The sequence below is a fragment of the Ferrovibrio terrae genome (assembly GCF_007197755.1).
Lineage (GTDB): Bacteria > Pseudomonadota > Alphaproteobacteria > Ferrovibrionales > Ferrovibrionaceae > Ferrovibrio > Ferrovibrio terrae.
This window is the reverse complement of sequence record NZ_CP041636.1, coordinates 4,054,744-4,067,987: the sequence shown is the minus strand read 5'-3', so window position 1 is coordinate 4,067,987 and position 13,244 is coordinate 4,054,744. Positions and strand designations below refer to the sequence as shown.

Annotated in this window: 13 protein-coding genes; 10 read left to right on the top strand and 3 right to left on the bottom strand. The window is 64.0% G+C overall.

The genetic code is table 11. The features are described from left to right. The first annotated feature begins 119 nt into the window (after window positions 1-119). The 3 genes from FNB15_RS19865 (at window position 120) to FNB15_RS21015 (ending at window position 5,488) form a co-directional block, all read left to right on the top strand. Window positions 120-1,565 carry a DUF1217 domain-containing protein gene (locus tag FNB15_RS19865; protein ID WP_144258391.1) on the top strand — a complete coding sequence of 482 codons (1,446 nt, stop codon included), beginning with the start codon at window positions 120-122 and terminating at the stop codon, window positions 1,563-1,565. A gap of 31 nt (window positions 1,566-1,596) precedes the next feature. Further along, window positions 1,597-1,983: a response regulator gene (locus FNB15_RS19860; protein WP_144258390.1), complete on the top strand. Its 387-nt coding sequence runs from the start codon at window positions 1,597-1,599 to the stop codon at window positions 1,981-1,983. A gap of 241 nt (window positions 1,984-2,224) precedes the next feature. Further along, a complete protein-coding gene (locus FNB15_RS21015; protein ID WP_185973633.1) occupies window positions 2,225-5,488 on the top strand; it encodes a tetratricopeptide repeat protein in 3,264 nt (1,087 codons plus the stop codon). 52 nt (window positions 5,489-5,540) lie between these two features. On the opposite strand, the gene fliP is transcribed toward FNB15_RS21015, so the two are convergent. From fliP to FNB15_RS19840, 3 genes are all read right to left on the bottom strand, one after another. Then, window positions 5,541-6,329, bottom strand: a complete 789-nt coding sequence (gene fliP, locus FNB15_RS19850; RefSeq protein ID WP_144258389.1) for a flagellar type III secretion system pore protein FliP — start codon at window positions 6,327-6,329, stop codon at window positions 5,541-5,543. Continuing rightward, window positions 6,329-6,727 (bottom strand): flagellar biosynthetic protein FliO, encoded by a 399-nt coding sequence (locus FNB15_RS19845; RefSeq protein WP_144258388.1) that lies wholly within the window; start codon window positions 6,725-6,727, stop codon window positions 6,329-6,331. Before FNB15_RS19845 ends, fliP begins: the two co-directional genes overlap by 1 nt. Window positions 6,728-6,817: 90 nt before the next feature. After that, window positions 6,818-7,117: an EscU/YscU/HrcU family type III secretion system export apparatus switch protein gene (locus FNB15_RS19840; RefSeq protein ID WP_144258387.1), complete on the bottom strand. Its 300-nt coding sequence runs from the start codon at window positions 7,115-7,117 to the stop codon at window positions 6,818-6,820. A 161-nt stretch (window positions 7,118-7,278) separates the two neighbouring features. On the opposite strand from FNB15_RS19840, the gene flgB reads away from it, so the two are divergent. From flgB to FNB15_RS19805, 7 genes are all read left to right on the top strand, one after another. Further along, the gene (flgB, locus tag FNB15_RS19835) at window positions 7,279-7,689 is read left to right on the top strand and encodes a flagellar basal body rod protein FlgB (RefSeq protein ID WP_144258386.1); all 411 of its coding nucleotides are present in this window, start codon (window positions 7,279-7,281) and stop codon (window positions 7,687-7,689) included. 47 nt (window positions 7,690-7,736) lie between these two features. Next, complete coding sequence (gene flgC, locus FNB15_RS19830) at window positions 7,737-8,147, top strand: flagellar basal body rod protein FlgC (RefSeq protein ID WP_144258385.1); 411 nt, start codon at window positions 7,737-7,739, stop codon at window positions 8,145-8,147. 21 nt (window positions 8,148-8,168) lie between these two features. Then, entirely contained in the window at window positions 8,169-8,471 is a 303-nt protein-coding gene (gene fliE / locus FNB15_RS19825) for a flagellar hook-basal body complex protein FliE (protein ID WP_144258384.1), read from the top strand. Window positions 8,472-8,594: 123 nt separating this feature from the next. Then, the gene (gene fliQ, locus FNB15_RS19820) at window positions 8,595-8,861 is read left to right on the top strand and encodes a flagellar biosynthesis protein FliQ (protein ID WP_144258383.1); all 267 of its coding nucleotides are present in this window, start codon (window positions 8,595-8,597) and stop codon (window positions 8,859-8,861) included. Between the two features lie 6 nt (window positions 8,862-8,867). Continuing rightward, window positions 8,868-9,632: a flagellar biosynthetic protein FliR gene (locus tag FNB15_RS19815; protein ID WP_144258382.1), complete on the top strand. Its 765-nt coding sequence runs from the start codon at window positions 8,868-8,870 to the stop codon at window positions 9,630-9,632. A 10-nt stretch (window positions 9,633-9,642) separates the two neighbouring features. Further along, window positions 9,643-10,755, top strand: a complete 1,113-nt coding sequence (gene flhB, locus FNB15_RS19810) for a flagellar biosynthesis protein FlhB (protein ID WP_144258381.1) — start codon at window positions 9,643-9,645, stop codon at window positions 10,753-10,755. A gap of 7 nt (window positions 10,756-10,762) precedes the next feature. Further along, a complete protein-coding gene (locus FNB15_RS19805) occupies window positions 10,763-13,081 on the top strand; it encodes a hybrid sensor histidine kinase/response regulator (RefSeq protein ID WP_144258380.1) in 2,319 nt (772 codons plus the stop codon). Window positions 13,082-13,244: the final 163 nt, after the last annotated feature.

The following is a 13,244-nucleotide window of genomic DNA, read 5'->3' as shown; positions in this document are numbered from 1 at the left end:
AAAGCCGGTGTTGCCGTGATCCGTATCCGTGGTAAAATCCGCGTCGGACATCTGGTCCAGTGCGCCAGCCCAGAAAAGGGCAGGTGCCCCAGCGTCACTGCCGCAGGAGGCGAGCAAGGATGGCTATTGATCTGTCTGTACTGATCTCGGGCGCGTCGACAACTGTGTCGACCGTGTCGCCTATGGCGATGTACAAGAAGCTGCAGAAGCTCGCCGAAGAGAATTCCGGCGCCAGTGACATTGAGCAGGCCAAGGAAAAGGCCGACGCGGCTACGCGCGAAATCGACAACGCCGCCATCCGCGTGCGCAACAAGCAATACAAGCTGCAGAATGTGCAGGTCCAGGACGACGCGATGTTCTACAAGAACCGCGTTGCCACTGCGACCACCGTCGACGAACTGATCAACGACGACCGTTTCCTGAGAGTGCTGGCCTCCGCCAACGGCTTCGATGACATGTATCTCCACGATCGTCAGCGCCTGCGCGACATCCTGCGCAGCGACGTCAACGATCCGAGCTCTGTCGCGCGCACCGGCACGCTGAAGGAGCTCGAGCTCGCGCAGAAATACAATTTCGGCGCCACGGGCGATCAGTACGACACCGAAGGCAATCCGATTTCGGTCAGCGCCGGTGGCGTGGTGAACGTGTCCGGCGATGGCACGGCGCTGCCGGCCGGACTCGCCCGCATGAAGGGGCTGGTTGTCGACTACGCCGGCAATGCCGCGGTAACTCCGGCGACGGCTGATGCGCCCTCCCAGCTGGTACGTACGCTCGGCCCGTCGGCCAGCGATGTCACCACCTATACCCGCAAGGAGACCAAGGCGCTGCTGCAGGAGAAGGTTGCGCCGGAGAAGTCGAGCGTCAGCGCGGTCTATGAATTCGAAGGCACCGAATTCCAGAAATTCCGCGAGCGCAAGGACGTCCAGAAGGACATCGAGTACTTCAAGGAGAATATCGGCACGATCAAGTCGGTCGATGAACTCTTCGAGAATCAGAACCACCGTTTGCTGAAATTCGTGCTCTCCGCCTACGATCTCGAGAGTGAAGCGCAGTATCCGGGCAAGATCCGCAAGATTCTCGAAAGCGATCTGACCGACATCGACTCGCTGGCGAACCGCTTCAAGGATCCGCGTTTCCTGCAGTTGACCAAGGATCTCAACCTCAACTTCATGGGCGTGACCAAGCTGCAGCTCGGCAGCACCATCCAGGACCTGACCTCGCGCTACGAACGCGTCGCTTACGAAAAGCATCTGGATGAGCAAGCGCCCGGCGTGCGCGCCGCCATCGAGTTCAACCGGCGCATCAAGGACGTCACCCTGACCGCCCAGCTGTTGGGCGACAACGTGCTGCGCGAAGTGGTGACGGTGGCGAACAACATCCCGAAGGAAATCGCCTACCAGGAAGTCGAGAGCCAGGTGACGGCGGTGGAGCGCAAGGTCGATCTGAATTCGCTCAAGAGCGACCAGAATGAGCGAGAAAAAATGGTCATGCGCTATCTGACCTTCAAGGATGGCGGTTACACGGCTGCATCCTCGAAAAGCTACCTGACCAACCTGTTCGGCTAGGTTTTCCGCCAAATCTGCGTTAAATATCGGCATGGCCATCGACTGGTCCATGCCGATTCTCGTCGTCGACGACCATCGCACCATGCAGGCGATCGTCGCGCACCAGTTGCGCGATCTCGGCTTTCACAGCGTCGATACCGCGGGTGATGCGGTCACTGCGCTGACCATGCTGGCACAGCGGCGCTACCGCCTGATCCTGTCCGACTGGAATATGGAGCCGATGAGCGGCATCGCCCTGCTGGAAAACCTGCGGCGCGACCCGCTTTATGCCGCCACACCCTTCATTCTGGTCACGGCCGAAAGCCGGCCGGAGAATGTGCTGGAGGCCCGCCGGTTGGGTGTCGACGGCTATCTGGTCAAACCCTTCGACCGCACTGGCCTGAAGGCAAAACTGTCGGCGGTCCTGGGGGCGTTCTGAGTTCGCCCTCAAAGGCGGGGAGATGTCCGATCTCGCCGCAAGAACAATCTGTTAACGGTATCGCCTTATCCTGCGAGGCTCTTATAATCCGCCTGCCGGGATCGCGAGTCCCCTCCAGCGGATCGAGTGACAGGCGCAGACAGGGAGTATGGCGAAAAGTCGCGGTACAGACCGCGCGCCGGGCCAGCCGCAAGGTCGTGGCCCAGGGCGCGCCCACCAGAGCAGGGTCGCCGGTCTTTTTGTGACCGGCGCCATCGCTCTCGCCTTGTCTGTCGCGCAGGCAGGGCCGGTTGTCGCCCAGCAGGCCAATACACCGCCGATCGGCGCGCGGCAGCCGGCGGCGCCAGCGGCCACTCCGACCACGCCAGCCCCCGCAAACAGCGCCGTTCGTCTGCGTGCTGGCGAGCATCCGACCTATACCCGTCTGGTCTTCGACTGGCCCGAGCGCGTCGATTTCACCGCGAATGCCGAAGGGCAGCAGGTCAGCATACGCTTCGAGCGCAACGCGCCCATCGATATCGGCCGGCTGGCGCAATTCCCGCCGCGCGGCATCAGCGGCCTTGCCGTGCGCAACGACGGGGCAGCCAGCATCGTCAGTTTCACCATGAGCGAAGGCAGCAGCCTGAAATCCTGGCGCGATGGCGCCAAGGTGGTGCTCGATGTGAACCGCTCCGCCGAAGCCAAGGCGCCAGATACACCTAAAGCTGAATCGCCGAAGCCGGCGGAACCGGCGCGTCCGGCCCAGGTCCCGGCTCCGGCGCCAGCCCCGGCCCCGGCCCAGGCCCAGGCCCAGGCCCAGGCCCCGTCACCGCAGCGACCTGCCACGCCGCCCGCGTCCGCCGCTGCGCCGGCGGCTGTTGCGCCGGCGCCCGCCCAGCCTCCCGCAGCGCAGCCCCCGGCAGCGGCGCCTCAGCGCAACACCCTGCCCACGCCTGCGCCTGTGGCCCAACAGCCTGCGACACAGCAGCCTGCTGCTCCGGCGGCAGTGCCGGGTAGCGGCGGTGTGCCGCTCGCGGCCCCGGTTGCCGGGGTTGGCACCGCGCCGCTCGGCACCTTCATGCCGGCACCCCTCACGGATCGACTGACCGGTGCGCCGCTGGTGCCCGCAGTGGACTCCACACGCACCGGCCCGCTACTGAATTTCCCCTGGACGCGGCCGGTGGCGGTCAGCGCTTTCATGCGCAACGGCATGCTGTGGATCGTGTTCGACCGCGATGCGCAAGTCGATCTGCGTCCGATCACCACGCGCGACTGGGGCGGCGCCATCAATGGCATCGAGCAGTTGCCGGTGCCCGGCCTGACCGTGCTGCGGCTCAGCGTGCCGAGTTCCACCACCGCCACCTTCGCGCGTCGCAATGCCGGCTGGCAGATCAGCATCAACACCCTGCAGCCCGAACAGCTGGTGGCGCGTGAAGCCGCACCGGGCAGCATTCCCGAAGATCCCAATGCCCTGCAGACGCGCCTGCCCGAAATCGATGTACGTCGCCAGCTTGATGCCGATGGCGGCGCGAAACTGTTCTTCGCCGCCAATGATCCCGGCGCCGAGCTCAGCGTGCCGGATCCGGATACCGGCGACCGCCTGATCGTGGTTCCCTTTGCCGGCGCCAATGCCGGCGTGCCGGGCCGGCGCGACTTCATTGAGTTGAGCGTGCTGCCGAGCTTCCAGGGCTTTGCCGTTCAGCCCAATACCGACAACCTGGTGATCAGCCGCTTCCCCCGCGGCGTCGAGATCGGCACGCCGAATGGCCTTTCGCTGTCGGCGCCGCGCGGCGCCAATCCGCGCAGCGGAACCATTGATATCCTGCAGTTCGGCGAATGGCGCCGCGTCGAGGGCAAGACCTATGCCGAGCAGGAGGAAAACCTGCTGCGCCGCATCGGCCTTAGCAGTGCGAACCAGCGGCAGCCCGCGCGACTGGCGCTGGCGCAGTTCTATTCCGCCAACGACATGCAGCCTGAAGCGCTTGGCGTTCTGGCCAGGGCGCGGGCGGAGCAGCCCGATCTGGAGCGCGACAAGCTGTATCGTGCGCTGCGCGGCATCGCCTATCTGCGCATTGGCCGTCTGACCGATTCTGCCAACGATCTCGAGTCCAAGATTTTCGACGACGATCCGGACGTACTCGCCTATCGCGGCATGCTGGCCGCCGAGCGCGACGACTGGCCGTCGGCACGGCGGTCGTTCTCGCTGGCCGGGGCCGCCGTGGCGAAATTCCCGCCTGAACTGCGGGCGTCCCTGCGCCTGTCCATGGCGCGCGCCTGGCTCGCCGGCGGCGACGTGAATGCGGCGACGTCGGAACTGCGCGCGCTCGACAGCGACACGCTCAGCCGCGGCCAGGAGGCCGAAGGCAATTACATCCGTGGCCTGCTGGCCGACGCCACCAACAAGCCCGAAGAGGCGATCCGCTTCTTCGACATGGCCTCGGGCAGTGGCGACCGCCGGGCGCGTGCGCTGGCGGAATTCGCCAAGACCGAGATGATGCTGAACCGCAAGCTGATCAATACGCAGCAGGCGATCGAGCGTCTGGACTCTCTGCGCTTTGCCTGGCGCGGCGGGCCTTACGAATTCAACCTGCTGCGGCGCCTGGGCGAGCTGCAGTTCGCCGTCGGCGACCTGCGCAGCGGCATCACGACCTTCCGCCAGATCGTGAAGTATTTCCCGCGTTCACCGGAAATGCCGCTGCTGTCCAAGCAGATGAGTGACGAATTCGCCAAGCTGTTCCTCGATGGCGGCGCGCAGTCGCTGCCGCCGCTGGTCGCCCTGGCGCTGTATTACGACTACCGCGAGCTGACGCCGGTCGGGCCGGAAGGCGACGAGATCATCGGCAAGCTGGCGGATCGCCTGGTTTCGGTCGACCTGCTCAACCGCGCCGCCGAGCTGCTGGAACACCAGATTCAGTATCGCCTGCGCGGCGAAGCCCGCGCCCGCACCGGCGCGCGGCTTGCCGTGGTCTATCTGCTCGATCGCAATCCCGATGCGGCGCTGAAGTCGCTGCAGGGCACCAATGCGCAGAATCTGCCGCCGGCCCTGCAGCAGGAACGCCGCCTGCTGGAAGCGCGCGGACTGGGCGATCTGGAACGGTTCCCCGAAGCGCTCAACCTGCTGGGTCAGGACCAGTCGCCGGATGCGCTGGCGCTGCGTGCCGAGCTGCACTGGCGCGCCAAGGACTGGGTGGCGTTTGCCCGCGTCGCCGGCCAGCTGCTCGGCAATCGCGCGGCCGATCCGACGCCGATGAGTGCCGATGAGCGCAAACTGGTGCTGCAGCTCGCTGTTGCCTATGCCCTGAGCAACGACACCGCGGCGCTGGATGTCCTGCGCCGCAGCTATGATGCGCGACTGCGCGATACGCCGGATGCCGAAACCTTCAATGCCGTCGTGACGTCGGTGTCGCGCAATGCCAGCGATCCACGCCAGCTGGCGCAGACGATCGCGCAGGTGGGCCAGTATGAAGCCTTCATGGGCCGCTATCGCGACCGTGTCGCCAAGGGCGGCCTCAGCGCGATCAACTAGGGCGCGATCAACTGACGGGCATCATAAATTGGGCGCCACCTTTCAGGCGGCGTCAGCGCGCAATGAAACTCTCGACCAGCGCGGCGCAGACCAGGTTCCAGCCGTCCACCAATACGAAGAAGATCAGCTTGAACGGCAGTGAGATCATCACTGGCGGCAGCATCATCATGCCCATCGACATCAGCACGCTGGCCACCACCATATCGACCACGATGAAGGGGATGAACAGCAGGAAGCCGATCTCGAAGGCGCGCTTGAGCTCGCTGATGATGAAGGAGGGGATCAGCACACGCAGCTGGATCTGCTCGGCCGAAGCCGGAATCGGGGCGTTGGCAAAGCCGCTGAACAGCGCCAGGTCCTTCTCGCGCACATGGCTTCGCATGAACTCATGGAACGGCGCGATCGAACGGTCGAAGGCGGTGCGCTCGTCGATCTGCTCCTCGATCAGCGGCTGTATGCCGTCGTTATAGGCGCGCTCCAGATAGGGCTGCATGATGAAGAAGGTGAGGAACAGCGCCAGGCTCATCAGCACGGTGTTGGGCGGCGTGCTCTGCGTGCCCATGGCGCTGCGCAGGATCGACAGCACCACCACGATGCGGACAAAGCTGGTGATGACGACGAGGATCGACGGCGCCAGCGCCAGCACCGTGGTCAGCGCGACCAGCTGGATCACGCGGCCACTGATCGTGCCGCCCTGGCCAAGGTCGATATTCACCGACTGTGCCAGCGCCGCCGGCACCATCATCAGTATCGCCACCAGGCCGAGGCCGAGCGACCAGGGCAGGGCGCGCCGGCAATCCGCCCACAGGGCGGCAAGTTTCTGGCGGGCAATCTTGCGCATCAACGGTCCTGTCCGGGTTTGTCGCGGCCCGGAACGCGCAGCGTAGGCCAGCCGCCGGAGTCTTCCGTTGCCACGGAGGAGGACGGGCGACGGGCTGCGGCAGCCGCCGTCGTCTCGCCACTGCCATTTTTCGTGATTGGAATATTGCTCTCGATCACCAGATCGCCATGCGTGCCGACCAGCAGCAAATGTTCGGTATCGTCGCGGCGCACCAGCACCAGCCGGCGCGTGCCATCGACCGGCGCGTTCTCGACCACGCCGATGCGTTGGCCCGCACGCCATTTGGCGCCGCGCGAGGTGGCGCCGGACAGCGCGCGCGCGCCGTAATAGAACAGCGCCAGCAGCAGCAGCAGGGCGCCAAAGGCGAGAGCGACTTGAGTGAAGTTGATGTTGTCCATACCGGCTGTCCGTGGTTGGACGCTACTCTGGTGGCCGGCAGCGAGTCGGGTCAAGCTGATAGCCCCGCCGGTGAAACGGGTACGCGTTGCTCAGCTACCGGGTTCGCGGCCCTGGGTGCGATAGATATAGCTGAGGATTTCCGCCACCGCGGCGAAGGCCTCGATCGGAATCAGGGCATCGATATCCAGCTTTGAGAGAATTTCGACCAGGTCGGAATCCTTGTGGACGGTAATACCGTTATCGAGGGCGATTCTGACGATCTGCTCGGCAATAAACCCTTCTCCGGAGGCCACCACACGGGGAGCCTCCTCATGCTCGGTCTCGTAACGGAGCGCGACCGCCTTCTGTTTTGGCGGTTTTCCAGTATTTTGTGGTGGTTTGTCGGCCAAGCTGCGTCAGACTCGGTGGTTGAAAAGTTACCTGCCGCGACATCCTATCACGGTCAGCGGTTAACTGAATCTTTAGACCCCGGAGTCAGCCTGCAGCCAACGGAAAAGCTCTTCCGCGGCCAGTTGTCTGGTCCGGGGCGGACAGCGTTTTAAGGGTCGGTATGGATCTCGACAAGATCAACGTGATCAAGGCGATTACCCGGCGGATGGACTGGCTGGGTGAGCGTCAGCGCGTGCTGGCCGAGAATGTGGCCAATGCCGACACGCCGGGTTACAAGCCCAAGGACCTGAAGCAGGTCAGCTTCAGCGAGCTGGTGCGCGGCAGTCAGCTGTCCGGCGGTGTTGCCGCCACGCAGGCCGGCCATTTCCGCGGCCTGGGCGGGCGCAGCAGCGACCACTGGCGCAACAGCACTGCCAAAGGCTACGAAACCTCGCCGAACGGCAACTCGGTCAATCTCGAGCAGCAGATGATGAATGTTGCCGAGACCCAGGCCGAACACGGATTGATGACCAACCTTTACCGCAAGCAGGTTGGTATGCTGCGCAAGGCGTTGGGCAACCGCCAGGGCTAAGGCCCAGGTTGATCACTCGGCCAACAGGATAGCGACGGAGACGGCGCATGGAACTCAAGAACGCAATGCAGATTTCGGCCTCGGGCATGCGTGCCCAGGGCGAGCGTCTCAAGATCATCTCCGAAAATCTCGCCAACTCGGATTCGCTCGGCAAGACGCCGGGCAGCGATCCCTATCGCCGCAAGGTCGTCTCCTTCAAGTCGGAGCTGGACCGCGCGATGGGCGCCAATCTGGTCAAGGCGCAGAAGCCGCAGCAGGACAGGTCGGATTTCGAGCTGAAATACGATCCGGGCCACCCGTCCGCCAATGCCGATGGCTATGTGAAGATGCCAAACGTGAAGTCGGTGATCGAAATGGCCGACATGCGCGAAGCACAGCGCACCTACGAAGCCAACCTGAACGTGATCGACTCGGCCAAGGCGATGCTGAATCGCACGGTCGATCTGCTGCGTCAGTAACTGTTCCCGGAGGCCTGAACCATGGCTGATTTACGCATTGCCGATACACTGGGCCTGGGCAAGGTCCTGGGTGGCGCCGATGCCGGGAAGATCAAGGGCGACGGCGGCACCGCTTTCGGCGAGATGCTGAGCGAAGCGCTGCAGAGCACGGTCGATGCCCAGAAGACGGCCGAGGCAACCTCGGTCAAGGCGGTCAACGGCAAGGCTGACGTAACGGACGTGGTGACGGCCGTGACCAATGCCGAAGTCGCGCTGGATACGGTGGTGGCCGTCCGCGACCGCGTGATCAACGCCTATCAGGAAATCATGCGCATGCCGATCTGATCCGTCCAGCCGGCGGAAGCGGATCTGGTCCCAGCAAACCTGGACAATAATATTCCGCCTGGCGGGTGCTGGGCTGGGGTAATGGCGCGCAATCAGGTAAGATCGGCCGCGGAGACCGAATCGATGACGGCCGTCGAAGTCACAGACGTTATGCGTGAAGCCATCTGGGTGCTGCTCAAGGTGGCCGGCCCGGCCATGATCGTGAGTCTGGTGATCGGCCTGATCATCTCGCTGTTCCAGGCGGTGACGCAGCTGCAGGAGCCAACCCTGACCTTCGTTCCGAAAATCGTGGCCATCTTCGGCGCCCTGATCATCACCATGCCGTTCATGATCGGCACCATGGTGACCTTCATGGAGCACCTGGCCCAGAGAATCGCCGGCCTGGAGTAAGCGCCGGTGCTGCAGGACATTGTCGCCGGCAACGTCTATGCCTTCCTGCTGATCTTCAGCCGCCTGGGCTCGACCATGATGGCGCTGCCCGGCGTCGGCGAGAATTCGGTCCCCGCGCGTTTCCGCCTCACCATCGCGCTGCTGATCTCCGGACTGGTCGTGCCCGTGATCGGCCCGACATTGCCGCCGCTGCCGGCGCAGCCGATTCATGTCGCATTCCTGGTCATCACCGAGATCGGTTTCGGCCTCGCACTGGGCATCATGATCCGGCTGCTGATGTCGGCCATGCATGTGGCGGGCACGGTGATCGCCCTGCAGGCCGGCCTGGCCTCGGCCATGCTGTTCGATCCCGCCCAGGGCGGCCAGAGCGTGGTGGTGTCCAGCGCCCTGGTCTTCATGGGCATCGTGCTGGTCTTCGTCACCGACCTGCACCTGCTGGGCTTACAGGCCGCTTTCGACAGCTATACGATGTTTCCGCCGATGCAGGCGCCGGCCTTCGGCGATTTCGCCACCACGGCGACACGGATGGTCAGCGAGGGCTTCGCGCTCGGCATGCGGATGGCCGCGCCGTTCATCGTCTACGGCATCGTGTTCAACGTGGCGCTCGGCCTGCTCAACCGCCTGATGCCGTCGCTGCAGATTTTCTTCATCATGCAGGCGCCGCAGATCGCGTTTTCGCTGGTGGTGCTCGGGCTGTCGCTCGGCGCCATCGGTCTGGCATTCACGGGGCATCTCGAGGAACACATCGCCCAGTTCCTCGTGAAGCGGTAGGAGAAAGGGTATGTCGGAAGACGCTGACCCAGAATCCAAAACCGAAGACGCTTCCGGGAAACGGCTGCAGGATGCCGCCGACAAGGGCAACGTCGCCAAGTCGATGGAAATCGGCTACTGGTTCACCTTCCTGGCGGCCAGTATATCGCTTTGGATGCTGGCGGATTCGCTCGGCAGCCGGGTGGTCAACTCCACCACGATGTTCTTCGCCCAGCCGCATCTGATCCCGGTCGATCCCAGCCAACTGGCCCGCATCGCCGTCGACGTATCCATGAATATCGCACTGGCGCTCTCGCCGATCATCGGGCTGTTCGTGCTGGCCAGCGTGGCCGCCAGCCTGCTGCAGAATCCGTTTCATGTCAGCCTTGAGAAGATCAAGCCGGATTTCGCGAAGCTATCGCCGATGGCCGGCCTCAAGCGTATGTTCGGCATGCAGAACTTTGTCGAGTTCGTCAAGAACATGATCAAGATATCGGTGATCGGCGGCATCCTGCTCACCATCCTGATCCCCGAACTCGATGAGCTGGAAGTCCTGATCGATCTCGATCTGAGCGTCGTTCTGCCGCTCTGCCTCAAGATCGTCGCCAAGGTGGTCGGCGCGCTGCTCGGCATCATGTTCGTCGTCGCTGCTGCCGACTACCTGTATCAGCGCTTTAACTACATGAAGAATCTCCGCATGACCAAGCAGGAGGTCAAGGAAGAGTACAAGGAGATCGAAGGCGACCCGCATATCAAGGCGCGCCTGCGCCAGTTGCGCATGCAGCGTGCGCGCCAGCGCATGATGACAGCCGTGCCGAAGGCCAGCGTGATCGTCACCAACCCGACCCACTTTGCGGTGGCGCTGAAATACGAGCAGGGCCAGTCCGAAGCGCCGATTGTCGTGGCCAAGGGCGCCGACAACATCGCCTTCCGTATCCGCGAGCTCGCCACCAAGCATGACATCCCGATCGTGGAGAACCCGCCGCTGGCGCGCGCGCTCTACAAGGTGGATCTGGAGCAGGAAATTCCGGTCGAACATTTCCGCGCTGTCGCCGAGGTGATTTCCTACATCATGAAACTGAAGGACGGCATCCAGAGCAAATACGAACCCAAGGTTGCGACGATAGAGACGGCTGAAGAGTGATGCAGTCATGGCGCTGAGCTTCGCCTCGCTGATCGGATCGCCGCGCCGTCGCGCCGCCTGGATGCTGGCCGAGGCGAGCCCCTTTGCGCGCGCCATCACCCGCGGCCACCAGCTGCTTGCGGACAACACGGCCTATCGCGTGCTGGCCGCGCGGCTGGGCAACGAAGGCGGCCATGCTCCGGATGTGCTGCTGGGCCGCGAGATCGGCAACGCCGAGATCATCGCGCGGCTGCAAAGCCTGTTGCCGCTCGGCAGGGCCGTGCAGGAAGACATCGCCATCCATACCGCGACCGGCGTGGTCTCGCTGCGAGTCACCGCGATGCAGGCGCCGGGATCGGTGTCGGGCGGCCGCAACTGGGTGATCTGGGATATCCAGGAAGTGGCCGACAATGCCGCTGCTTTGGTGGCCGTGCGTCAGCAGCGCGACGAACTCGCGGCCTTCATCGACAATGCGCCGGTCGGCCTCTATTCGGTGGCGCCGGATGGCCGCTTCCTGTTTGCCAACCGCACCTTTGCGGCCTGGCTCGGCGGCGTGCCGGAACAGCTGGTCGGCAGCGACCTGCTGCTGTCCGATGTGCTGAGCCACGGCGAGGCGCGCGAGAACGAGACCATGACGCCCGACTGGCCGGGCGGCGAGGCGAAGCTGCGGCCACTGCCGGCCGAAGACACCGAACCGGATCATCCCGCACGGCTGCGGCTGGTCAGCGTCAGCCAGACCGTGGTGCCCGATGTCGATGGCAATCCGCTGCGCTACAGCGCGGTGGTGCATGATCTTGGGCTCGAGTTGCGCCAGCGCGGCACGCTGCGTCCGGTGGAAGCCGAGTTCCGCCGCTTCTTCGACCAGGCGCCGATCGGCATTCTGGTGCTGGATTCCGCCGGCACGATCCGTGAAGCCAATGCCGCCTTCGCCCAGCTCTGCGGCCGCGACGACTGGCTCGGCCAGCGGCTTGCCGCGATGGTGCGCGAGGAAGATGCGCTGGCGCTGGCGCGTCATCTGGTGGCGCTGCGGCGCGGCGAGATCTTCAGCCGTGCGCTGGAAGTGCGGCTTGACGGCCCGCGCGAGCGCGTCGTCGAGGTCTTTGCCGCGTCTTCGGCCGAACGCGAGGATGGCCAGTCGGCGCAACTGGTCTATCTGGTCGACACCACGGACCAGCGCAGCCTGCAGACCCAGTTCCATCAGAGCCAGAAGATGCAGGCGGTCGGCCAGCTCGCCGGCGGCATCGCGCATGACTTCAACAATCTGCTCACCGCGATGATCGGTTTCTGCGACCTGCTGCTGCAACGGCACCAGCCGGGCGACCAGTCGTTTGCCGACATCATGCAGATCAAGCAGAATGCCAGCCGCGCCGCCAATCTGGTGCGCCAGCTGCTGGCCTTCTCGCGCCAGCAGACGCTGGTGCCCAAGGTGCTCGACATCACGGATGTGCTGGCGGACCTGCGCAACCTGATCGGCCGCCTGATCGGCGAGACCATCACGCTGAAAATGGTGCATGGCCGTGACCTTGGCCTGGTCAAGGTCGATCAGGGTCAGCTCGAGCAGGTGATCATCAATCTGGCGGTGAATGCGCGTGACGCCATGGCCGATGGCGGCGAACTGAAAATCCGCACGCTCAATCATTCGGTCGCGCAGCCGACCCAGCTGGGCGCCGAAATCATTCCAGCCGGCGACTATGTGGCGATCGAGGTGACCGATACCGGCCACGGCATCGCACCGGAAAACATGGCCAAGATTTTCGATCCCTTCTTCACCACCAAGGCTGTTGGTGCCGGTACCGGACTGGGGCTCTCGACCGTCTACGGCATCATCAAGCAGACCGGCGGTTTCATCCATGTCGAGAGCGAGCCGGGCGAGGGCGCCTGTTTCCGCCTCTACCTGCCGCGCCACCGTCCGAACGCCGAGGAGCTTCCCGCCGGCCGCGAAGATGCCCGGCCCGACAGCCGCGACCTGACCGGCCAGGGCCTGGTGCTGCTGGTGGAAGATGAGGATGCCGTGCGTGCTTTCGCCGCCCGGGCGCTGCGCAACAAGGGCTATACAGTCATCGAGGCAGCATCGGGCGAGCAGGCGCTCGCCTTGCCACCCGAGCAGCTCGACCGGGTCGAACTGCTGATCTCCGACGTCGTGATGCCCAATCTGGACGGTCCGACCCTGGCCGCCCAGTTGCGCAGCCGCCGGCCCGACCTGAAAATCCTGTTTATCTCCGGTTACGCCGAAGACAGCTTGCGCAACAATATGGCGAAATCGGCCGATGTGAACTTCCTGCCCAAGCCATTCTCGCTCGCCCAGCTGGCCGGCAAAGTGAAGGAAGTCATGGACGGGACTGCCTGAAAAACCGCCAATAGTTGCCCCCATAATCTATAATCGCACCGCGAGTGCCAACCGGTTAACGGCCGCACCCGGACTGATTGCCTAATTTCTTGGAAACTCCAAGGAATTCATTGGTTTTCACCCGGTTTTAATGCGAAGCTCCGGCCCGGCAGAATCGTCGTAG

What these genes read in the sequence shown, in the direction of transcription:
- flgB (WP_144258386.1), top strand. Translation starts at nt 7,279, where the DNA reads ATGGATCTCGACAAGATCAACGTGATCAAGGCGATTACCCGGCGGATG.
- FNB15_RS19845 (WP_144258388.1), bottom strand. Translation starts at nt 6,727, where the DNA reads ATGGACAACATCAACTTCACTCAAGTCGCTCTCGCCTTTGGCGCCCTG.
- fliP (WP_144258389.1), bottom strand. Translation starts at nt 6,329, where the DNA reads ATGCGCAAGATTGCCCGCCAGAAACTTGCCGCCCTGTGGGCGGATTGC.
- FNB15_RS19860 (WP_144258390.1), top strand. Translation starts at nt 1,597, where the DNA reads ATGGCCATCGACTGGTCCATGCCGATTCTCGTCGTCGACGACCATCGC.
- FNB15_RS19805 (WP_144258380.1), top strand. Translation starts at nt 10,763, where the DNA reads ATGGCGCTGAGCTTCGCCTCGCTGATCGGATCGCCGCGCCGTCGCGCC.
- flgC (WP_144258385.1), top strand. Translation starts at nt 7,737, where the DNA reads ATGGAACTCAAGAACGCAATGCAGATTTCGGCCTCGGGCATGCGTGCC.
- fliE (WP_144258384.1), top strand. Translation starts at nt 8,169, where the DNA reads ATGGCTGATTTACGCATTGCCGATACACTGGGCCTGGGCAAGGTCCTG.
- flhB (WP_144258381.1), top strand. Translation starts at nt 9,643, where the DNA reads ATGTCGGAAGACGCTGACCCAGAATCCAAAACCGAAGACGCTTCCGGG.
- FNB15_RS19865 (WP_144258391.1), top strand. Translation starts at nt 120, where the DNA reads ATGGCTATTGATCTGTCTGTACTGATCTCGGGCGCGTCGACAACTGTG.
- fliQ (WP_144258383.1), top strand. Translation starts at nt 8,595, where the DNA reads ATGACGGCCGTCGAAGTCACAGACGTTATGCGTGAAGCCATCTGGGTG.